16 protein-coding genes are annotated in these 20234 nt (G+C 72.5%); 12 read left to right on the forward strand and 4 right to left on the reverse strand.

Annotated elements, in window-relative coordinates; translation table 11 throughout:
- Nucleotides 1-52: 52 nt before the first annotated feature.
- On the reverse strand, nucleotides 53-1600 hold the full coding sequence (locus K4S16_RS02185) for an AMP-binding protein (protein ID WP_149257106.1): 1548 nt from the start codon (nucleotides 1598-1600) through the stop codon (nucleotides 53-55).
- A gap of 222 nt (nucleotides 1601-1822) precedes the next feature.
- Between K4S16_RS02185 and K4S16_RS02190 the strand changes: the two genes are divergently transcribed.
- Together K4S16_RS02190 and K4S16_RS02195 are read left to right on the forward strand one after the other, a co-directional pair.
- Complete coding sequence (locus tag K4S16_RS02190) at nucleotides 1823-3898, forward strand: vWA domain-containing protein (RefSeq protein ID WP_149257107.1); 2076 nt, start codon at nucleotides 1823-1825, stop codon at nucleotides 3896-3898.
- Nucleotides 3899-3908: 10 nt separating this feature from the next.
- Nucleotides 3909-5297, forward strand: coding sequence for an extracellular solute-binding protein (locus tag K4S16_RS02195; protein ID WP_149257108.1), 1389 nt, complete (start codon nucleotides 3909-3911; stop codon nucleotides 5295-5297).
- Between the two features lie 10 nt (nucleotides 5298-5307).
- Here the strand turns inward: K4S16_RS02195 and K4S16_RS02200 are convergent, their stop codons facing one another.
- Nucleotides 5308-5901: a TetR/AcrR family transcriptional regulator gene (locus K4S16_RS02200; protein ID WP_149257109.1), complete on the reverse strand. Its 594-nt coding sequence runs from the start codon at nucleotides 5899-5901 to the stop codon at nucleotides 5308-5310.
- Between the two features lie 77 nt (nucleotides 5902-5978).
- On the opposite strand from K4S16_RS02200, the gene K4S16_RS02205 reads away from it, so the two are divergent.
- From K4S16_RS02205 to K4S16_RS02235, 7 genes are all read left to right on the forward strand, one after another.
- Nucleotides 5979-7592, forward strand: coding sequence for a carboxyl transferase domain-containing protein (locus K4S16_RS02205; protein WP_149257110.1), 1614 nt, complete (start codon nucleotides 5979-5981; stop codon nucleotides 7590-7592).
- An 8-nt stretch (nucleotides 7593-7600) separates the two neighbouring features.
- Nucleotides 7601-9538: a biotin carboxylase N-terminal domain-containing protein gene (locus tag K4S16_RS02210; RefSeq protein WP_149257111.1), complete on the forward strand. Its 1938-nt coding sequence runs from the start codon at nucleotides 7601-7603 to the stop codon at nucleotides 9536-9538.
- A complete protein-coding gene (locus tag K4S16_RS02215) occupies nucleotides 9535-10464 on the forward strand; it encodes a hydroxymethylglutaryl-CoA lyase (RefSeq protein ID WP_149257112.1) in 930 nt (309 codons plus the stop codon). Before K4S16_RS02210 ends, K4S16_RS02215 begins: the two co-directional genes overlap by 4 nt.
- 5 nt (nucleotides 10465-10469) lie before the next feature.
- Nucleotides 10470-11618 carry an acyl-CoA dehydrogenase family protein gene (locus K4S16_RS02220; RefSeq protein ID WP_149257113.1) on the forward strand — a complete coding sequence of 383 codons (1149 nt, stop codon included), beginning with the start codon at nucleotides 10470-10472 and terminating at the stop codon, nucleotides 11616-11618.
- A 611-nt stretch (nucleotides 11619-12229) separates the two neighbouring features.
- Nucleotides 12230-13018, forward strand: a complete 789-nt coding sequence (locus K4S16_RS02225) for an IPT/TIG domain-containing protein (protein WP_149257114.1) — start codon at nucleotides 12230-12232, stop codon at nucleotides 13016-13018.
- Nucleotides 13019-13114: 96 nt separating this feature from the next.
- The gene (locus K4S16_RS02230; protein ID WP_149257115.1) at nucleotides 13115-13873 is read left to right on the forward strand and encodes an IPT/TIG domain-containing protein; all 759 of its coding nucleotides are present in this window, start codon (nucleotides 13115-13117) and stop codon (nucleotides 13871-13873) included.
- 111 nt (nucleotides 13874-13984) lie between these two features.
- The gene (locus K4S16_RS02235; protein WP_160160839.1) at nucleotides 13985-14773 is read left to right on the forward strand and encodes an IPT/TIG domain-containing protein; all 789 of its coding nucleotides are present in this window, start codon (nucleotides 13985-13987) and stop codon (nucleotides 14771-14773) included.
- Nucleotides 14774-14889: 116 nt separating this feature from the next.
- On the opposite strand, the gene K4S16_RS02240 is transcribed toward K4S16_RS02235, so the two are convergent.
- Nucleotides 14890-15861, reverse strand: coding sequence for a hypothetical protein (locus K4S16_RS02240; protein WP_149257117.1), 972 nt, complete (start codon nucleotides 15859-15861; stop codon nucleotides 14890-14892).
- Between the two features lie 284 nt (nucleotides 15862-16145).
- Here K4S16_RS02240 and K4S16_RS02245 point away from each other — a divergent pair, with 284 nt between their 5' ends.
- Nucleotides 16146-16895: an FkbM family methyltransferase gene (locus K4S16_RS02245; RefSeq protein WP_149257118.1), complete on the forward strand. Its 750-nt coding sequence runs from the start codon at nucleotides 16146-16148 to the stop codon at nucleotides 16893-16895.
- On the opposite strand, the gene K4S16_RS02250 is transcribed toward K4S16_RS02245, so the two are convergent.
- Nucleotides 16892-17824 (reverse strand): LysR family transcriptional regulator, encoded by a 933-nt coding sequence (locus K4S16_RS02250; RefSeq protein ID WP_149257119.1) that lies wholly within the window; start codon nucleotides 17822-17824, stop codon nucleotides 16892-16894. The two genes, K4S16_RS02245 and K4S16_RS02250, sit on opposite strands and share 4 nt — an antisense overlap.
- 89 nt (nucleotides 17825-17913) lie before the next feature.
- Here K4S16_RS02250 and K4S16_RS02255 point away from each other — a divergent pair, with 89 nt between their 5' ends.
- Both K4S16_RS02255 and K4S16_RS02260 read left to right on the forward strand, forming a co-directional pair.
- The gene (locus K4S16_RS02255; protein WP_149257120.1) at nucleotides 17914-18825 is read left to right on the forward strand and encodes a zinc-binding dehydrogenase; all 912 of its coding nucleotides are present in this window, start codon (nucleotides 17914-17916) and stop codon (nucleotides 18823-18825) included.
- Nucleotides 18822-20219 (forward strand): alpha/beta fold hydrolase, encoded by a 1398-nt coding sequence (locus tag K4S16_RS02260; protein ID WP_149257121.1) that lies wholly within the window; start codon nucleotides 18822-18824, stop codon nucleotides 20217-20219. The genes K4S16_RS02255 and K4S16_RS02260 overlap by 4 nt, the downstream gene beginning before the upstream one ends.
- Nucleotides 20220-20234 lie beyond the last annotated feature (15 nt).

The following is a 20234-nucleotide window of genomic DNA, read 5'->3' on the forward strand; positions in this document are numbered from 1 at the left end:
GAGGCGTTCGACGTTCGCGGCGACGAGTTCTCTCCGTCCCCTCCCGGCGGCGTCAGCCCTTCTGTTCCCGCAGGTAGGCCTCCCGCACGCTGCGGCGGCTGAGCTTGCCGGACGGCGTCCGCGGCAGCGATTCGCGGAACTCCACCTGCCGGGGGTGCTTGATCCGCGCCAGCCGGGGCGCGCAGTGCGCGAGCAGTTCGGCGGCGAGGGCGTCCCCCGGGGCGGCGCCCTCGGCGGGTTCGACGAGCGCGACGACGCGCTGCCCCCAGTCGTCGTCCGGAATGCCGATGACGGCGACGTCACCGACCGCCGGGTGCTGGAGCAGGACCGACTCGACCTCGGCGGGGTAGATGTTCACCCCGCCGGAGATGATGAGGTCGGTGCGGCGGTCGCTCATGTAGAGCCAGCCGTCCTCGTCGAGGCGGCCGAGGTCGCCGGGGGTGTAGTACTCGCCCCGCATCGCGGCGGCGGTCTTGTCCGGGTCGCCGTGGTACTCGAACCCGGGCTGCCCCGACGCGTAGATGAGGCCGATCTCCCCCGGCGGCAGCTCGGCGCCCTCCGGGTCGAGGATCTTGATCTGCACGCCGTCGACCGCGCGTCCGACCGTCCCGGGGCGGGCGAGCCAGTCGTGCGGGGCCGCGACGACGACCGCGCCGCTCTCGGTGGAGCCGTAGTACTCGTAGAGGACGGGCCCCCACCAGTCCATCATCCTCTGCTTGGTCTCCACGGGGACGGGCGCGGCGCTGTGGTACACCTGGCGCAGCGTCGACAGGTCGTACCGGGCGCGGACGTCGTCGGGCAGGGCCAGCATCCGGTGGAACATCGTCGGCACCATGAACGCGTTGGTGACGCCGTGCCGCTGGATCAGCTCCAGGGTGTGCTCGGGGTGGAACCGCGGGGCGACGACGACGGCGTGGCCGAGGTTCAGCGCCATCATCGCGTGGACGCAGGGCGCGGAGTGGTAGAGCGGCGCGACGGCGAGGTGGACCTCGTCGCCGGGGATGAGCCCGAGGTGCCGCCCCAGCGTCCGCCGCATGATGTCGATCAGCACCTCGGGCGCGATGTCGAGCAGGGGCCGCCGGACGCCCTTGGGCCGCCCGGTCGTCCCGGAGGTGTAGAGCATGATCGAGCCCATGCGCCGCTTGGCGGGCGGCTCCGCGCTCCCGGAGGCGCACAGCGCGGCCATCGACCGGAGCCCGCCGCCGGTGTCGACGCTCACCCGGCCCTCGGCCGGAACCCCGGCCTCGTCGGCGGCGTCCGCCACCGCCTCCGCCAGCGCGCTCTCGGTGATGACGGCCTTGGCGCCGCTGTCGCCCAGGATGTAGCCGATCTCGGGCGCGGTCAGGTGGCGGCTCACCGGGACCAGGTACAGGCCCGACTGGACCGCCGCCAGCAGCACGGCCAGGAACTCGGGCCGGTTGCCGAGGACGGTCGCCAGCGTGTCGCCGGGACCCAGCCCCAGCGCGGTCAACGCGTTGGAGAGCCGGTTCACCTCGGCGTGCAGTTCGCCGTAGGACATCGGTACGCCGGGGGCCAGCACGGCGGGGCGGTCCGGGTCGTTGCGCGCGATCTCGTAGAAGCCGACACCCTCGACGCCCATGCGGCTCTCCTCCGTCCGGGGGCATGCAACCGAATCCTGTTCGACCATCTGATCGGGGCGGCGCCGGGACAGTCAAGGCCGCCCGCGTCCGGCCCGCGCCCGAGGGGGAAGATCGTCCGATCCAGGACAGCGGTTTTCCATGACCTTGCTCGTCCGGGCAATTATCATTGGACGTCAGATCGAAGAACGGCAGAGCGTGCTTTCCTCGGCGACGGAGCCGGAATGAGTGAGTCGGGCAACGAGAACTCTGGTTCGCGGCTCGACCGGCTCATGCAGGCGGCGATTCCCGGTCTGCTCTTCGGTGTGCTCTCCGGCCTGATCGTGAAACTGATCAACGCGTTCGCCTGGCTGGAGACCCTCACGCTGGCGCTGCTCGCCCTGGCCATCGCGGCGGGCTCGGTGGCGCTGTCGGTGGCGCTGTTCCGCTCCCAGCGGGCGGGGGCCGTGCTGAAGAGGGTCTTCGAGAAGCTCCCCTGGAACGCGGAGGCCGTGGCGTGGACGCTCGCCGGGGCGGCGGCCATGGCGGTGGTCCTGCTCGCGGGGACGGGCATCGTCGCGCTGGCCGGGCACGCACGCCCGTGCGGCCGGCCGCTGGAACTGCGCGTCGTCACCACGCCGGAAGCGCTTTCCGCGCTGCGCGACACCGCGAAGGGCTTCGAGGCCGCCAGCGAGGAGCGGGGCTGCCGCGAGTACACCGTCACCGTCACGCCGGAGCCGGAGTTCGTGCAGCTCTCCGAGGCGTTCGGGCGGCTGTGGCGGCGCAGCGAGCCCCCGAGCGGCGAGGTGGCGCCCGCGCCGGCCGACGAGCGGCTCTACGGCCCGCAGCCCGACGTCTGGATACCGTCGTCGACGGCCGAGTTCGAGTACGTGGAGAAGAGCCCGGCCCAGGTCCGCGAGGTGGCCGCCGCCGGGTCCCCGAGCCCGAGCCCGCCCGCCAAGGTCGGCCCGATGTTCACGCCCCGCGGCTCGCTGGGGTCGTCGCCCCTGGTCCTCGCGTTATTCGGGAGGTACGGGGTCAGGTACTCGGCCTTCAAGCCGCCGGAGCGGTCCACCGCCGCCCTGCTGCAGCGCTTCGCCGAGGCGGGCGTGAGACCGCGCAACATCGCCCGTCCCGTCCCCGAGACGTCGGCTCCCGCGCTGGCGGTGACGCCCGTCCTCTACCAGGCGCTGCCGGGCGACGCGCGTCAGGACGAGGAGTTCGCCTCGCCCACCGCCCTGGTCGCGCCGGACGCGGTGACCCTGCTGTGCAAGGCCCGCCAGGGCTCCCGTCCGCCGGACCGCATCGCCTTCGCCGTTCCGGAGCAGGTCGTCAGCGACTACGACACCGGACGGCTCAAGGAGCAGTGCGCCGCCGCAGACGCGCCCGACGCCGGCGGCGAGTGGATGCTGTACCCGTACTACGCGGCCGACCTGCCGACGCTCGACTACCCCTTCATCCAGGTGACCTGGCGCGGCCAGGACACGCGCGAGCGCGACCAGGGCGTCGCCCGGTTCCACCGGTGGCTGGCCGACCATCCCCTCACCCAGCAGGGCTTCCGGGACCCGCAGGGCCTCATGCCGTCCGCGCACGAGGGCGACTCCGCCCGCCCCGACCTGGTGGCCCTGCGGAAGAAGGCCGGCTCCAACATCGTCCCGACGCAGCTGGCCCCGGTGGGCGCGAACGGCGGCGGCCAGGACGTGGCCGCGAACCTCGAACGCGTCGCCGGCGCGCGCCCCCCGATCTCCGTGGCTCTCATGCTCGACGTGTCGGGGTCGATGAGCCGCCCGGCCGTGGGCCGCGACACCCGGCTGGCGCGCGGGGTCTCGTTCCTGCAGAGCCTGGTCGCCCAGCTCCAGAGCCATGACAGCGCGGGCTTGCAGGTGGCGTCGGAGAAGAAGTCGCCGGTCGACCCCTACACCCTGGAGAACGTCCGGCTCACCGGGACCGACCCCCGGCAGAAGAACCGGATCGCGAGCCACCTCCAGGCGATCGCGACCACCGGGAGCGACATCGCGCTCGGCGACATGATCGGGAAGGCCGAGCTGGGCCAGGGGGCGAAGAACCTGATCGTCGTCACCGACGGGCAGTCCGGCGGATCCGGCGATCCCGGATCGATCCGCGAGGCGGCCGCGAGGTTCCGCGACCGGCACCGGGACGTGCGGGTGACGGTCGTGCTGACGGGTCCGACGGGCTGCGACGCCTCCCCCGCCAAGGAGGTCGCGGACGCGTTCGGCCCCGCGGACGGCACGGGGTGCGTGGCGCTGACGCGGACGCCGGAACCGCAGCAGGCCGCGCAACTCCTCTCCGACCTGCGATGAACGGAGGGCGATGACGGGACGGCGGCGACGGTTCCTGCCCCGGGAGCGGACGTCCTGGCTGGGCGCCGCGAGCGGGGCCGCGGCGGTGCTGGTCTGCGGGGCGGCGCTGGTCCTGTGGCCCGGCTCCTCCGGCTACCGGGCCCTGGCGCCCGACTGCGCCCGCTCGGAGCTGGTCGTCGCGGGCGGCACCGACGTGAGCCTGAACAACCAGCGCCGGCAGCTGATCCGGGACTGGAACGCCGGGGGCAACCCGCACGCCACGCTCGTGGAGGTCGCGGAGTCCACCGACTCCCAGCACAGCCAGATCAAGGCGATGGAGGAGTCCGGCGGCTGCGGCTACGACGTGCTGGTCATGGACAACACCTGGACGGCGGAGTTCGCCGCCGGCGGCTACCTGCGGCCGCTCGACGGCATCGGGAGGCGGAGCGACTTCTTCCCCGTCGCGCTGGAGACCGGGCAGTGGCACGGCAAGCAGTACGCCGTCCCGTTCAACGTGGATGTCGGGCTCCTCTACCGCCGCGACGGCGTGCAGGCCCCGGAGAACTGGTCGAACCTGCTCGATTCCGGGGCCGCGTTGCAGCTCGGCGACTACGAGGGGCTGACGGTCAACGCCCTCGAAGCGGTGTGGAACGACGGGGGCGGCCGTCTGCTCACCGGCGAGGAGCACCCCGACCAGGAGAAGTTGCGGAAGAAGGTGTTCCCGGCGCTGGAGCGGATGGCCTCGCATGTGCGCGAGCCCCGGTCGGCGCGCTGGCCGCTGGCGGCGTCGCGGTCGTACGACGAGCAGAAGAGCATGGAGGCGTTCCTGTCCGGGGCGCCGCTGATGCGGAACTGGCCCTACGCGTTCTCCACGCTCGCGACCGAGCCGGGGATGCGGGCCGGGAAGCGCCTGCGGTACGCGGTGGCCGCCCTGCCCGGCACGACCGTCCTGGGCGGTCAGAACCTCGCCGTCTCCAAGCACTCCCCCCATCCGGACGCCGCGCTCAAGCTCGTGGAGTACCTGAGCGGAACGGACAGCCAGCGGCTGCTGTTCGCGTGCGGCGGCTTCGCGCCGGGACGCTACAGCGCGCTCGGCCTGAGCCCCGAGCACCACGCGGCGGCCGATGTGAAGGTGATGACGTGCTCCGCCGCCGAGCAGGCGCTCAAGTCGGGCGGCGGATCCGACGGCGCCGAATCGGAGGAGGTCGAACTCGACGAGGCGCAGCTGACCGACCTCGGGAAGGCCGTGGTGCAGGCGCTGGACCGGGCGCAGCCCCGTCCCGTGACGCCGCACTACAGCACGTTCACCGGTACGTTCCGCGGCTGCGTGCAGAAGATCTTCGACCGGTCGGGGACGGACGCGAGGACGTTCGCCAGGGTTGTGGGCCGCTCGCTCGACGGGCGCACGGCGTCCTGCTGACCGCGGCCGGTCAGCAGGCGCGTTCGAGGGCCGCGCGGGCCATGCCGTGCAGGAGGTCGCCCATCGCGTCGCGGTCGAGGCCCTGCGCGGCGCTGCGCGGGGTGGAGTTGAGCAGGCCGAAGCAGGCGTGGACGGCGGCGCGGGTGCGGTCGTCCGGGAGCCGGGGGCCGAGGCGGCGCAGGACGGCGACCCACTCCTCGACGTAGGCGCGCTGGAGCCGGCGGATGCGGTGGCGCTGCGGCTCGGGGACGTTGTCCAGCTCCCGCTCGTGCACGGTGATCAGCGCGGGGTTGTCGAGGGCGAACGCGATGTGCCAGCGCAGCAGCGCGTCCAGGGCGCGGCCGGGGTCGGGGTCGGCGGCGCGGCGGACGCCCTCGGCGAGCAGCCGCTCGCTGATGTCGAGGAGCATCTCGGCGAGCACGGCCTCCTTGCCGCTGAAGTGCCGGTAGAGGGCGGGCCCGGTGAGCCCGACGGCCCGGCCGAGGTCGCCGATGGACGCCCCGTGGTAGCCGCGGCGCGCGAACAGCTCGGCGGCGGCGCCGAGGATCTCGGCCCGGCGCGGATTGGGCGGGCCCGGCGGCGCCTCGGCCGGATGCGACGTCATGCGGCCAGTCTAGACTAGAGTTGTTAACGACCGTTAACATCGGCATTGTTAATGAACGTTAACCGGGAAGGGGGGTCATGAGCGGACCCGAGATCGGCTCGCGCGCCGACGTCGCGGGCGAGGCGTTCAAGGCGAACGCCGCGCACAACGAGGCGCTCGTCGCGGAGCTGCGCGACCGCGTCGACCGGGCGGGCCGCGGCGGACCGGAGCGCGCCCGCGAGCGGCACGTGGCGCGCGGCAAGCTGCTCCCCCGCGACCGGGTCGACACGCTCCTGGACCCCGGCTCGCCCTTCCTGGAGCTGTCGCCGCTGGCCGCGAACGGCATGTACGGGGACGAGGCGCCGGGCGCCGGGATCATCACCGGGATCGGGCGGGTCTCCGGCCGCGAGTGCGTCGTGGTCGCCAACGACGCCACGGTCAAGGGCGGCACCTACTACCCGGTCACGGTGAAGAAGCACCTGCGGGCGCAGGAGGTGGCGCTCCACAACCGCCTGCCCTGCGTCTACCTGGTCGACTCCGGCGGCGCGTTCCTGCCCCGGCAGGACGAGGTGTTCCCCGACCGCGAGCACTTCGGCCGCATCTTCTACAACCAGGCCACGATGTCGGGCCGCGGCATCCCGCAGATCGCGGCGGTGATGGGGTCGTGCACGGCGGGCGGCGCCTACGTCCCGGCCATGAGCGACGAGGCCGTCATCGTCCGCGGCCAGGGGACGATCTTCCTGGGCGGGCCGCCGCTGGTGAAGGCCGCGACCGGCGAGGTCGTGACGGCGGAGGAGCTGGGCGGCGGCGAGCTGCACTCCCGCACCTCCGGCGTGACCGACCACCTCGCCGAGGACGACGCGCACGCGCTGCGGATCGTCCGCGACATCGTCGGCACGCTGGGGCCGCGCGAACCGCGCCCGTGGGAGGTCGCGCCGCCGGAGGAGCCGGCCGCCGACCCGTCCGAGCTGTACGGGATCGTCCCGCCGGACTCCCGCACCCCCTACGACGTGCGCGAGGTCATCGCCCGCATCGTGGACGGCAGCCGCTTCCAGGAGTTCAAGAAGGAGTACGGCGCCACGCTGGTCACCGGGTTCGCGCGCATCCACGGGCACCCGGTCGGGATCGTCGCCAACAACGGCATCCTGTTCGGCGAGTCCGCCCAGAAGGGCGCGCACTTCATCGAGTTGTGCGACCGGCGCAGCGTCCCGCTGGTGTTCCTGCAGAACATCACCGGGTTCATGGTCGGCCGCGAGTACGAGGCGAGCGGCATCGCCAAGCACGGCGCGAAGATGGTGACCGCCGTCGCCTGCGCCCGCGTCCCGAAGTTCACCGTCGTGATCGGCGGCTCGTTCGGCGCCGGGAACTACGCGATGTGCGGCCGGGCGTACTCGCCGCGCTTCCTGTGGATGTGGCCGAACGCCCGCATCTCGGTCATGGGCGGCGAGCAGGCGGCGAGCGTCCTCGCCACCGTGCGCCGCGACCAGATGGAGGCGCGCGGCGAGGAGTGGCCCGCCGACGACGAGGAAGGGTTCAAGGCGCCGATCCGCGAGCAGTACGAGGCGCAGGGCAACCCGTACTACTCGACGGCCCGGCTGTGGGACGACGGGGTGATCGACCCGCTCGACACCCGGCGCGTGCTGGGGCTCGGGCTGTCGGTCGCGGCCAACGCACCGCTGGAGCCGGTCGGCTACGGCGTCTTCCGGATGTGAGGGTGTTGATGTTCGACAGCGTCCTGGTCGCCAACCGCGGGGAGATCGCCGTCCGCGTGTTCCGCACGCTGCGGCGGCTCGGCATCCGGTCCGTGGCCGTGCACACCGGGGCCGACGCCCTGGCGCGCCACGTGCGGGAGGCCGACGAGGCCCTGCTGATCCCGTCGTACCTGGACATCGAGGCCGTCATCGCGGCCGCCCGCGACTCCGGCGCCTCGGCCGTGCACCCCGGGTACGGGTTCCTCGCCGAGAACACGGCGTTCGCGCGGGCGTGCGGCGAGGCGGGGCTGGTGTTCATCGGCCCGCCGGCCGAGGCGATCGACGCGATGGGCGACAAGATCCGCGCGAAGCGGACCGTCGCGGCCGCCGGCGTCCCCGTCGTCCCCGGGCGGGACGAGCCCGGCCTGTCCAACGCCGAGCTGGAGGCCGCCGCGCTGGAGGTCGGGCTGCCGGTCCTGCTCAAGCCGTCCGCGGGCGGCGGCGGGAAGGGCATGCGGCTCGTCCGGGACGCCGCGGACCTGCCGGAGGCGATCGCGTCCGCGCGGCGGGAGGCCCGCGGCTCGTTCGGCGACGACACGCTGCTCGCCGAGCGGTTCGTGGAGAACCCGCGGCACATCGAGATCCAGGTCTTCGCGGACGCGCACGGCGCCGCCGTGCACCTTGGCGAGCGCGAGTGCAGCCTGCAGCGCCGCCACCAGAAGATCATCGAGGAGGCGCCGTCCCCGCTGCTGGACGCCGCGGCCCGCGAGCGGATGGGCGCCGCCGCCGTCGCCGCCGCACAGGCCGTCGGGTACGTGGGCGCCGGGACGGTCGAGTACATCGTCTCGGCCGACCGCCCGGACGAGTTCTTCTTCATGGAGATGAACACCCGGCTCCAGGTCGAGCACCCCGTCACCGAGCTCGTCACGGGCCTCGACCTGGTCGAGCTCCAGCTCCGGGTGGCGGCGGGAGAGCCGCTGCCGTTCACGCAGGACGAGGTGCGGCTCGACGGGCACTCCATCGAGGCCCGCGTCTACGCCGAGGACCCGGCCCGCGGCTTCCTCCCCACGGGCGGGAAGGTGCTCGCGCTGAGCGAGCCCGAGACCGCGCGGGTCGACTCCGGGCTGGACGTCGGGACGGAGGTCGGCGGCTCCTACGACCCCATGCTCGCCAAGGTCATCGTCCACGGCGCCGACCGCGCCGAGGCGCTCCACAAGCTCGACCGCGCGCTCGCGTCCTACACGCTGCTGGGCGTCCCGACGAACGTCGCGTTCCTGCGCGCGCTCATGCGGCACCCGTCCGTCGTGTCGGGCGACCTCGACACCGGCCTGGTCGAGCGCGCCCTGGACGAGCTGGTCGCGGGCGCGTCCGTCCCGCCCGAGGTGCTCGCCGCCGCCGCGCTGGAGCGGATGCTCGACCTGGAGTCCGGCGACGACCCGTGGGACGTGCCGGACGGCTGGCGGCCCGGCGCCCACGCCTGGGCGCCATGGATCATCACCCCGTCCGGCGGCGACCCGGTGGAGGTCCGCGTCCAGGGCAGGGCCGCGTCCGCGCGCGTCGCCGTCGGCGGCGAGGAGCCGGTCACCGCGTCGCTCACCAGGCCGTTCACGCTGACCTACGGTGGAAGGACGACCTCGTTCGCGAGCGCCCGGGACGGGCGCACCCTGTGGCTCGGGCGCGACGGGCACGCGTGGGCGCTGAGCGAGCACGTCCGCGCCGAGGGCGGCGCCGACGCCGCGGCCGCGGGCGACGGGGTGCTGCGCAGCCCGATGCCCGGGACGGTCCTGGCGGTCAAGGCGGCCGAGGGCGACCGCGTCGAGGCCGGGCAGGCCCTCGTGGTCGTCGAGGCGATGAAGATGGAGCACACCGTCACCGCGCCGCTCGCCGGCGTCGTGGCGAAGCTGCCGGTCCGCGCGGGCGCGCAGGTCGCCCTCGACGCGGTGCTGGCCGTGATCGAGGAGGCATGACGGTGCCGGTACCCCTCTCCGGGCTTCCCGAGCGGGTCACGATCTACGAGGTCGGGCCGCGGGACGGGCTGCAGAACGAGAAGGCGGTCGTCCCCGCCGAGGTGAAGGCGGAGTTCGTGACCCGCCTCGCGGGCGCGGGGCTGCGCACGATCGAGACGACCAGCTTCGTCCACCCCAAGTGGGTGCCGCAGCTGGCCGACGCCGAGGAGCTGCTGGACATCCTGCCCCGCTCTCCCGAGCTGCGGTATCCCGTCCTCGTGCCGAACGAGCGCGGCCTCGACCGGGCGCTCGCCAACGGCGTCACGGAGGTCGCGATCTTCGGCAGCGCGACCGAGACGTTCGCCCGCCGCAACCTCAACCGCACCGTGGACGAGTCCCTCGCGATGTTCGCCCCCGTCGTGGAACGCGCGCGCGCCGAGGGCCTATGGGTGCGCGCCTACGTGTCCATGGTGTGCGGCGACCCGTGGGAGGGCGACGTGCCCGTCGAGCAGGTGGTGTCCGTCGCGTCCCGGATGATGGACATGGGCTGCTCCCAGCTCAGCCTCGGCGACACCATCGGCGTCGGCACGCCCGGCCAGGTCACCGCGCTCATCGAGGCGCTCACGGAGGCGGGCATCGGCACCGACCGGCTGGCGGTCCACTTCCACGACACCTACGGGCAGGCCCTCGCCAACACCCTGGCCGCGCTCCGCGCCGGCGTCACCGTCGTGGACTCCTCCGCGGGCGGCCTCGGCGGCTGCCCGTACGCGGAGAGCGCCACCGGCAACCTGCCCACCGAGGACCTCGTCTGGATGCTCAACGGCCTCGGCGTCGAGACCGGCGTCGACCTCGCTGGGCTCGTCGCCACGAGCCGGTGGATGGCGGGCCACCTGGGCCGCCCCAGCCCGTCCCGCGTAGTCCAAGCCCTGTCACCTGAATCGGAGTAGCGCAAATGATCGACTTCACGCTCAGCGAGGAGCAGGAGGAGCTGCGGCGCACGGTCGAGCGGTTCGCCCGCGAGAGCGTCGCCCCGGTGATCGGGGACCTGTACGAGCGCGGCGAGTTCCCCTACGAGATCGTCGCCGCGATGGGGAAGATGGGGCTGTTCGGGCTGCCGTTCCCCGAGGAGCACGGCGGCATGGGCGGCGACTACTTCACGCTCTGCCTGGCCCTGGAGGAGCTGGCGCGCGTCGACTCGTCCGTCGCGATCACGCTGGAGGCCGGGGTATCGCTGGGCGCGATGCCGATCTACCGGTTCGGGTCGGCCGAGCAGAAGGAGCGGTGGCTGCCGCGGCTCACCTCGGGCGAGCGGCTCGCGGGCTTCGGGCTGACCGAGCCGGGCGGCGGCTCGGACGTCCCCGGCGGCATGCGCACCACCGCCCGGCTGGACGGCGACTCCTGGGTGATCAACGGCTCGAAGGCGTTCATCACCAACTCCGGCACCGACATCACCGCGTTCGTGACCGTGACCGCCTTCACCGGCGAGAACGAGATCTCCACGATCATCGTCCCGAACGGCACCCCGGGCTTCACGGTCGGCCGCAAGTACTCCAAGGTCGGCTGGTCGGCGTCCGACACGCGGGAGCTGTCCTTCGACGACGTCCGCGTCCCGGCGGAGAACCTCGTCGGCGAGCGCGGCCGGGGGTACGCCCAGTTCCTGCGGATCCTGGACGAGGGCCGCATCGCGATCGCCGCGCTGTCGGTCGGCCTCGCCCAGGGCTGCGTGGACGAGTGCCTGCGCTACGTCCGCGAGCGGGAGGCGTTCGGCAAGGAGATCGGCCGCTACCAGGCGATCCAGTTCAAGGTCGCCGACATGGAGACCCGCGCGCACACCGCCCGCCTCGCCTACTACGCGGCGGCCGCGAAGATGCTGGCGGGCGAGCCCTTCAAGAAGGAGGCCGCCATCGCCAAGCTGGTCGCCTCCAACGCCGCCATGGACAACGCCCGCGACGCCACGCAGGTGTTCGGCGGCTACGGCTTCATGAACGAGTACGCCGTCGGCCGGTTCTACCGCGACGCGAAGATCCTCGAAGTGGGCGAGGGCACCTCCGAGGTCCAGCGCATGCTGATCGCCCGCGCCCTCGGCCTCCCGTCCTCCTGACCTGACCGCTCCGGCGGCCGGCCCGCACCCCGCGGCCCGGCCGCCGAATCGCGCCATGGGCGCCCCTGTCTCAGGGGCGCCCTTTTGCATGGCGCCCTTCACACTTTCGGTCGAGCCTCCCCACCGATGAGCGGCGCAGGGGCGCCACCTCACGCTCCGACCTTGCCATATCCCTTTTATGGCATTTGCTCCATCAATCGATCAGCGTAGCAAAAGATCTACTTTACGCCTTTCATGATCTGCGTCCGACTCGCTTTTAATGCAGTTTGCCAAAGGGTATTCTCTGAGTTGGACATAGAGTAAAGATCGATCACAAGGGGGGTCAGCAATTGACTCAGGACTCCCGCTCAGAGTAGCCGCGCCACAGGCGCCCCCGCCCGAGACCTGCGAGGATCCGCGATCTTCACCGGGAGAAACCTCCCGCCTTTTCCGAACAGCAATCTCGCTGGACTGTCACGCTCTCGCGAGATGTACCGCAAAGTCCAATAAATGACGCGGCCTTTCGAGCGAGCCGCGTTGGCCCCACCTGCTCCAGGAAAGCACATGGCTACCACCGCGCCCCTGGATGCACGCTCGAACCCGGTCAGACCACTCCAGAAGGAAGATCCATCATGGCACCCGTCATCACCTCCCTTTCCTGCGGCCCGCAGGGGACCAACCAAGGGAACGCAGGACAGACCCTGACCATCACCGGGACCGGCCTGGGCGCACTCGGCTCCACTCCAACCGTCAAATTCGGCAGCACCAGCCGCACAGGCACCGTGACCGTCGCCGACACGACGGTCACCGTCATCGTTCCGTCGGGCAGCGGCACGGTCGTGGTCGTCGTCGTCGTGGGCGGCGTCACGAGCAATTCCCGCCCCTTCTACTACATCCCTCCGCCGTCCCTCTGCAGCATCAGTCCCGCCGAGGGGCCGGGGACCCCCGCACCGGAGATCACGCTCCTGGGCAACAACCTCCTGACCGCCAATCAGGCGACGTTCAACGGCACCGACAACGAGACCGCGGCCGCCGCCGTCGACTACGCGGCAACGGCCACCCCCACCAACATCGCTCCCCTGGGCGTAAGTCCCTACTTCCAGAGCGTGAGCGTCGCTCTGCGGACCGCCGGCGGCAGCACGACGCTGAACGGCGACTACCTCGCCTACGACGCGCCGACGATCGGCACTGTGGCGCCCTCCAGCGGTGACGCGGGCACCGAGGTGCTCATCACCGGTACGGGCTACGTCGGCCCCTCCATCACCGTCACCTTCGGTGGGGTCGAGGCCGCGGCCACGGCCCTCTCGGAGACACAGATCACCGCCACCGCACCCCCCGGTCTCACGGGAGCCCAAGACGTGGTCGTCACCACTCTGGGCGGAAGCGACACCGAGGTCGACGGCTTCACCTACCCGGCGTAAGTACCGGGGTTCCGCGAAGAAGCTGCGTCCTGGCCGGCCGGCGCCGGCCAGGGCGCCTCATCGACATCGAGGAAGTGATCAGTCATCGCTCTCCCAGTGGTCAGCGGCCTGAACCCGCTTTCCGGCCCGTCCTCCGGCGGCAATCCGGTGTTCATCACCGGACACGGGTTCACCGGAGTGACGCGTGTCCGCTTCGGCACGGCCAACGCGGACTTCATCTTCAACTCCGACACCAGGATCACCGCGACGGCGCCGCCCGCATCCACCCTGACCCCGGTCAACGTGATCGTCACCACTCCGCGCGGCAGCAGCCAGTCGGGGGTGCTCTACAGCTACGTCAGTACCGGTCCGGCCGGTGTCACCAGCGTCGACCCCGATGTGGGGCCCTTCGAAGGGGGCAACACGGTCACCGTCAACGGCACGGGCCTGACGACGGTGACCTCGGTGTGGTTCGGTACGGCCGCCGCCCTGGCCTTCACCGTCGTCTCGGACAGCGAGATCACGGCCACGGTCCCCGCCGGTACCGGCACGGTCGACGTATCGGTCAACGCACCCTGCGGTACCGGCGGGGCAGGGACGTGCGGCACCTACACCTACATGGGGGTCCCGTCGGTCACCAGCCTGGCTCCCGACCACGGCCCGGCCTTCGGCGGCAACTCCGTCGTCATCAACGGCTCGAACCTGACCGATGTCGACACCGTGCTCTTCGGCGACACCATCGTCCCCTTCACCGTCGTCTCCGACAACCAGATCACCGCCATCGCGCCGGGCGGCACCTCGGGCGAGACCGTCCTGGTCGCCGTGGCGAACAGGCTGGCGTCCAGTTCCCCCGCCGTGCCGTACACCTACGACTGAGCCGTAGGCCGAGACACAACTCGCACGATGACCGGCGTTGCCGGCACCCGGCCCGCATTCCTTGAGGCGCGTTCGCAGACCGGCAGATCACCCCAGAAAGAAGATCCACCAATGGCACCCGTCATCACCTCCCTTTCCTGCGGCCCGCAAGCGACCAACCAAGGGAACGCGCCCCAGGCCCTGACCGTCACCGGGACGGGCCTGGTTGGGTCCACCAGGGTCAGGTTCGGCACCAACGGCCCCCAGGCCACGCCCAGCGCCACCACCGCCACGACGGCCACCTGCACCGTCCCGACCGGCAACGGAGTGGTCGCCGTCGCCGTCTACAACGCCGGCGTCTGGAGCAACACACTGCCCTTCTACTACATCCCGTCGCCGTACGTCTGCGGCCTCAGTCCGGCCGAAGGACCGTCTGCCGCGCCCCCTGCGATCACCATCACGGGCAACCACCTCCTGACCGCCAACCAGGCGACGTTCGACGCCACACCGGTGACGGCGTCCGCCACCACCGACAACGCGGTCCAGGCGATCCCCGCCGCCATCGCCCAGGTGGGCGGCCCGCCCTACTTCCAGTACGTGGACGCCACCCTCCGCACCGCCGGCGGAAGCGCGACGCTGACCGGCCGGTTCGTCGCCTACGACACACCGACGATCGCGACTTCGCTCCCCTCCCTCGGCATCGTGGGCACCCAGGTGACCATCACCGGGACGGGCTTCGTCGGCAACTCCATCACCGTCGCCTTCGGCGGCTATCAGGCCGCCTCCAACCCCGTCTCGGAGACCGAGATCGTCACCTGGGCCCCTGCTGGTCCCGGCGTCCTGAGCACCGTGGACGTGGTCGTCAACACCGCGGGCGGTACCGCTACCAAGATCGACGCCTTCTCCTACGTCATCGGATAGGAGGGGACTCCGCGAAGAAGCCGTACCGTGGCCGGCCGGCGCCTCATCGGCATCGAGGCGGTGAGCGGTCATCGCTCTCCCGGCATGCCGTGGACCGGGACCGGCCTCGGTACGGTCTACGGCTCGCAGCCGCGGATGGTGCCCGGCGGGTAGCAGTTGTCCGGAATGTTCGCCCTGATCGTCGAACCCACGGAGGTCACGACACCCGGGGTGGGGATGTTGTAGACGACGTTGTAGACGCCGCCGCCCGGGAACCCCTGGGCGGCGGAGTTCTGGTTGTTCTCGATCGTGACTCCGTAGAGGGCTGTGACGCCGTAGTTCAGGACGCCGCCTCCCGCGAACTCCGCGAAGTTGTTGTCGATGCGGCTGGAGGAAATGGTCGTCCTGCCGCTCTCGCTCGTGTAGACGCCGCCGCCGCCGTCCTGCGGGGAGGTGTTCCCCGTGATGCGGGTCACCGCGATTCTGAGGTCGCCGGAGTTGGCGACTCCCCCGCCGCTGACCCCGGTGTTACCGCTGATCGTGCTGCTGGTGGAGATCAGCGCGGTCGCGCCGCTCCCGTTCGACAGCCCCCCTCCGTCGCCGGTCGCCTTGTTGTCGCTGACGCCCGACCGGAAGAGGTACAGCGTCCCGTTGTTGAGGATCCCGCCGCCCTCTCCGTCGACGTCGCCGCCTTCGAAGGAGACGTTCGTCGCCTCGAGAGTGGCGCCGGGGGCCACGTCGGCGACGCGGAACTGCCCCGTGGCGGACGGGTCCCGGGCGATTTTCGTTCCCGTCTGGCCGACCAGGGTGATCCTGCCGGTGATCTGCGGCAGCGCCGAGGCCGGGCCGTTGGCGGTGGTGTAGCCGTACGTGCAGTTCGGGGCCAGCCGAATGGTCGCGGCGGGCTTCGTGTTGCCGGTCTCGATCGCCGACTTGAGCTCCCCGGTGTCGCAAAGCACATCGGCCTTGAACTGGTGGGCCGCCATCGGTTCGGCCCGGTCCGGACTCGCCGCCCGCGCGGGCACCGTCGGCGAGGCCGCGGCCATTCCCGCCGCGGAGAGGGCGGCGAACGCCCCCGCACCGAGGAACACCCTTCGATATGCGCCCATTTTTCCCCTTTCGGGTGAATGCGACAATGGCCGCATCGCCCCTAGAACTGCCGTCGCCAGATCGCCAGAAATCAGTGAAACACACGCCAGCAAATCAAGCGGCAAGGGAAATTGAACATGCCCGTATAAGACACATTCTCGTCTGGTCAAGAATGATCGCCAAAGTAACAGCGCTCCCCCCGGCGGGGGGCTCCGCCCCGCCTTGGCGATGGCGCCTTCCGGCCGGTCGGACGCGCCGCGCTTCGCTCGCGGTCGCGGCGCGGCCGGCGCGGTACAGTCGGCGGATGCTGCTGCGCGCGTACGGCATCGCCCGCTCCCTGCTCATGTACTACGGAGTGCCGGGCAAGCACCGGCGCGCGATGCGCCTCTACGGCGAGTTCCTCGGGCCCGGTGACCTCGCGTTCGACATCGGCGCCCATGTGGGCGGCCGGGTGCGCACCTGGCGGCGCCTCGGAGCGAGGGTGGTCGCCGTTGAGCCGCAGCCCGACTGCCTGCGCGTCCTGAACCTGTTCTTCGGCCGCGACCGCGACGTCGCCATCGTGCCGGGCGCCGTCGGGGCCGAGGCCGGGCGGGCCGCCCTGGCCCTGTCCACCGCGACGCCGACCGTGTCCTCGATGTCGCCCGGCTGGATCGACGCGGTGACGACGGACCAGAGCTTCGCCCGCGTCCGCTGGGACCGCTCGATCGGCGTCGACGTGACGACGCTCGACGAGCTCATCGCCGCCCACGGCGTGCCCGCCTTCTGCAAGATCGACGTCGAGGGCTTCGAGGCGGACGTGCTGGCGGGGCTGTCCCGGCCCCTGCCCGCCCTGTCCTTCGAGTACGTGCCGTCGGCGCACGACGCCTCCCTCAAGGCGCTGGGCCTCGTGGACGGGCTGGGCGACTACGTCTACAACTACTCCCCCATCGAGACGATGCTCCTGGCCAGTCCGCGCTGGCTCGACGCGTCCGAGCTGCGCCGGCGGCTGGAGAAGATCCGTCCGCGCGGCCGTTCCGGGGACGTCTACGCCCGCCTCCGCCGGCCCGGCGACTAGCAAGCCGGAGGGGGCGCTTCGCCGGGCAGCCAGTCGCGGGCCGGGTCGTACTCCAGCCAGCGGTGCCGCCGCCCGTACTCGGCGAACCCCCTGATCAGCGCCGGGAGCATCGGGTGCGGCGCATGCCGCGGCCAGATCAGCGACCAGGCGTAGAGCGGGGTCGGGTCGACGACGGGGACGGCCCGGACTCCGGGGGCGCCGGGCAGCGGAGCGTCGGCGGGGAACAGCGTGATCCGTCCCGGCTCCGCCGGCAGGCCGGCCAGCAGGTGCTCCAGTCCGAGGTTCGCGCCGCCGGACACGGCGCGGACGCCGAACTCCTCGCAGAACCGGTTGATGAAGTCGAGCCGGTCGGCGGCCGCGGGGAACCACAGGTCGCGTCCGGCGAGGTCGGACGGGCGGACGCCGGACGCGGCGGCGAGCGGATCCCCGGCGGCGACGAGGACGTCCACGGGTTCGAGCCGGACGAGGCGGTGCGCCAGCCCGTCCGGCAGCGGCGGGTGCACGCGCCCGAACGCGGCGTCGACGTCGCCGTGCAGCAGTGCCGCCACCGCCGCGGGGAGGTCGCGGCTCATGCCGAGCTCGACGTCGAGCTCCGGCCGTTCCTCGATCACCGGGGCGACCGTCCGGGCCGGGCCGTACAGGTGCCCCCAGACGTCGAGCCGCAGCGGCCGGCCGGCGGCGTGGACCGCGCCGACCGCGGCCTCGGCGGCCCGCAGCGCCTCCCGCGCCGGCTCCAGGAAGCGGCGCCCTGCTCCGGTGAGCTCCACGTTCCCGCGGGTGAACAGCGCGACTCCGAGCGCCGCCTCCAGCCTCGCCACCCGCTTGGACACCGCCTGCTGGCTGATCGACAGCTCCTCGGCGGCCCGCCCGAAGTGCAGGTGGCCCGCGACGGCGACGAACGCGCGCACCTGGCCGAGGTCGAGGTCCATGCCCCTCATCGTGGGCGACAACCGACGGTTGTCAACCCGGCCCGGCGGCTGTTGGACCGGCCCGGCGCCCGCCCGGTTTCCTGCGGGGCATGAGAGCACTCCTTCCCGAAGCGGGATCGGTGGCGTTCGGCGAGGTCGACGAGCCGGTCCCCCGTCCGGACGAGGCGCTGGTGAAGGTCGCGGCGTTCTCGGTGAACCGGGGTGAGACGTTCCAACTGGAGTCCGACCGGCCCGGCTGGCGGCCCGGCAAGGACGTCGCGGGCCTCGTCGTCCAGGCCGCCGCCGACGGCTCGGGGCCCGCGGCCGGCAGCCGGGTCGTGGGCCATCCGCCGTCGGCGGGCTGGGCGGAGTACGTCGCCGTCCCCACCGCGTCGCTCGCCGAGATCCCCGCCTCCGTGTGCGTCCAGTCGGCCGCCGCGCTGCCGCTGGCCGGGCTCACCGCGCTGCGCCTGCTGCGCGCCTCCGGCGCCACGGCCGGGACGCGCGTCCTGCTGACGGGGGCGTCCGGCGGCGTCGGGCACTACTTCGTCGAACTCGCGGCCGGCGCGGGAGCCGAGGTCACCGCGGTCACGGCATCCCCGGACCGCGGGCGGCGGCTCGCCGAACTGGGCGCCGCGGTCGTCCACGATGTGCGGGACGCCGCCGGGCCCTTCGACGTCGCTCTGGAGTCCACGGGCGGGGACGCCCTGCCGCTCGCGCTGGCGCGCACGGCGGCCGGAGGCACGCTGATCTGGTTCGGGCAGGCGAGCCGCCGGCCCGTGACGCTGGACTTCTTCGACTTCTTCGACGGCCCCGAGTCCGCGTCCATCAGGCACTTCCACTACGCGGGCGCCCCGTACGGGGACGATCTCGCCACGCTCGTCCGGCTGACCGCGGCCGGGCGCCTCCACCCGGAACTCGGCCGCGTCGCCGACTGGAGCGAGACCGCCGCCGTCCTCACCGACCTCCGCGAGCGCCGCATCCGCGGCAACGCCGTCCTCACCCTGGAGCAGAACCGATGACCGCCTTCTTCGACGAGCCCGTCGCCCCCTTCGCCGCCGTCAACCGGTCGCGCGCCATCGCCGCCGGGATCGACCCCCACCAGTACGACGCGGTCACCGCCGGCCTGACCTCCCTGCACCAGTGGCCGGACGCGTTCGCGCGGACAGGGCGGGAGCATCTCGCCCTCGCGGAGAAGGCGCGTCTGCCGCGCTCGGCGGGCGAGGCGCTCCGCGACGCCGCGCTGTGGTTCCACTTCGCCACGGTGCTGCCGAACCCGGACCTCGCCGAACACGGCCGGGCCGCCGCCGCGTCCGCCGACGCCCTGCGCCGGTCGCTAGCCGTCCTCGCGCCGGACGCCGCGCACCTCACCGGCCCCGACTTCACCGGCGTCCTCCGGCGCCCGTCCGCGGACGCGCCTCTGGTCGTCCTGGTGCCGGGCATGAACTCCGGCAAGGTCGAGTTCATGCCGATCGCCGACGCGCTCGTGCACCGCGGTCTCGCCGTGCTCGCCATCGACGGGCCCGGCCAGGGAGAGCTCGCCGTCCGCGGTGTCTGGGAACCCGACTACCAGCGGGTCGTGGCGCAGGCCCTCGACGCCGTGGACGGCCTGCCCGCCGCCGTCGGGCTGATCGGCCTCAGCATGGGCGGCTTCCTCGCCTCCGCCGCCGCGCGGCACGAGCCCCGGATCGGCGCCGTCGTCACCGTGAGCGGGCCCACCGCCATCACGTGGGACGAGCTGCCGCCGTACGTGACGGAGTCGTTCGTCCTGCGCACGGGCGGGGAGGCGGCCGCCCGCGAGTTCGCCCGCCGGGTGACCGCTCCCCCGGTGCCGCAGCCGCTCCGCGTCCTGGACGGCGGGCTGGACGTCATCCCGGGCGTCGCCAATGGCGAGGAGCTGGCCCGCCGGGCGGCGAAGGGCGAGTACGTGCTGGTACCCGAGGGCAACCACCTCCTGGAGAACTGCCGCTGGCTCTGGCTTCCCGAGACGCTCGACTGGCTCGCCGCCCGGCTGAGCGACGACCCCGCGTCCGTTGTCCGGCGCTATGTCGAGGCGGTCGCGAGCGGCGACCTGGACACGATCAAGGCGAGCTTCGCCGACGACGCCAGCTGGACCTACCCCGGCGACCTTCCGCTGAGCGGCACCTGGAAGGGCCGGGACGCGATCGTCGACGGCTTCCTAGGAGGCGCCGGACAGCTCTTCCAGCCCGGGGGCGAGCCCGAGGTCGCCCTGACCGGTGTGGTCGCGGACGGCGACCGGGTCGTGGCGGAATGGACGTCGCGGGGAACGGCCCGCGGCGGAGCGGACTACGACAACCCGTGCCTCGGCGTGTTCACCGTCCGGAACGGCAAGATCACGTCGGTCCGGGAGTACACCGACACGCAGCACGTCGAACGCACCCTGTTCGGCTCCTAGTCCGCGCCGGCCGCG

Origin of the sequence: Actinomadura sp. K4S16, from assembly GCF_008327685.1 — a bacterium.
GTDB lineage: Bacteria > Actinomycetota > Actinomycetes > Streptosporangiales > Streptosporangiaceae > Spirillospora.

Excerpts from the sequence above, each read along its gene's own strand:
- K4S16_RS02185 (WP_149257106.1), bottom strand. The coding sequence starts at position 1,600 with ATGGGCGTCGAGGGTGTCGGCTTCTACGAGATCGCGCGCAACGACCCG.
- K4S16_RS02190 (WP_149257107.1), top strand. The coding sequence starts at position 1,823 with ATGAGTGAGTCGGGCAACGAGAACTCTGGTTCGCGGCTCGACCGGCTC.
- K4S16_RS02195 (WP_149257108.1), top strand. The coding sequence starts at position 3,909 with ATGACGGGACGGCGGCGACGGTTCCTGCCCCGGGAGCGGACGTCCTGG.
- K4S16_RS02200 (WP_149257109.1), bottom strand. The coding sequence starts at position 5,901 with ATGACGTCGCATCCGGCCGAGGCGCCGCCGGGCCCGCCCAATCCGCGC.
- K4S16_RS02205 (WP_149257110.1), top strand. The coding sequence starts at position 5,979 with ATGAGCGGACCCGAGATCGGCTCGCGCGCCGACGTCGCGGGCGAGGCG.
- K4S16_RS02210 (WP_149257111.1), top strand. The coding sequence starts at position 7,601 with ATGTTCGACAGCGTCCTGGTCGCCAACCGCGGGGAGATCGCCGTCCGC.
- K4S16_RS02215 (WP_149257112.1), top strand. The coding sequence starts at position 9,535 with ATGACGGTGCCGGTACCCCTCTCCGGGCTTCCCGAGCGGGTCACGATC.
- K4S16_RS02220 (WP_149257113.1), top strand. The coding sequence starts at position 10,470 with ATGATCGACTTCACGCTCAGCGAGGAGCAGGAGGAGCTGCGGCGCACG.
- K4S16_RS02225 (WP_149257114.1), top strand. The coding sequence starts at position 12,230 with ATGGCACCCGTCATCACCTCCCTTTCCTGCGGCCCGCAGGGGACCAAC.
- K4S16_RS02235 (WP_160160839.1), top strand. The coding sequence starts at position 13,985 with ATGGCACCCGTCATCACCTCCCTTTCCTGCGGCCCGCAAGCGACCAAC.
- K4S16_RS02240 (WP_149257117.1), bottom strand. The coding sequence starts at position 15,861 with ATGGGCGCATATCGAAGGGTGTTCCTCGGTGCGGGGGCGTTCGCCGCC.
- K4S16_RS02245 (WP_149257118.1), top strand. The coding sequence starts at position 16,146 with ATGCTGCTGCGCGCGTACGGCATCGCCCGCTCCCTGCTCATGTACTAC.
- K4S16_RS02250 (WP_149257119.1), bottom strand. The coding sequence starts at position 17,824 with ATGGACCTCGACCTCGGCCAGGTGCGCGCGTTCGTCGCCGTCGCGGGC.
- K4S16_RS02255 (WP_149257120.1), top strand. The coding sequence starts at position 17,914 with ATGAGAGCACTCCTTCCCGAAGCGGGATCGGTGGCGTTCGGCGAGGTC.
- K4S16_RS02260 (WP_149257121.1), top strand. The coding sequence starts at position 18,822 with ATGACCGCCTTCTTCGACGAGCCCGTCGCCCCCTTCGCCGCCGTCAAC.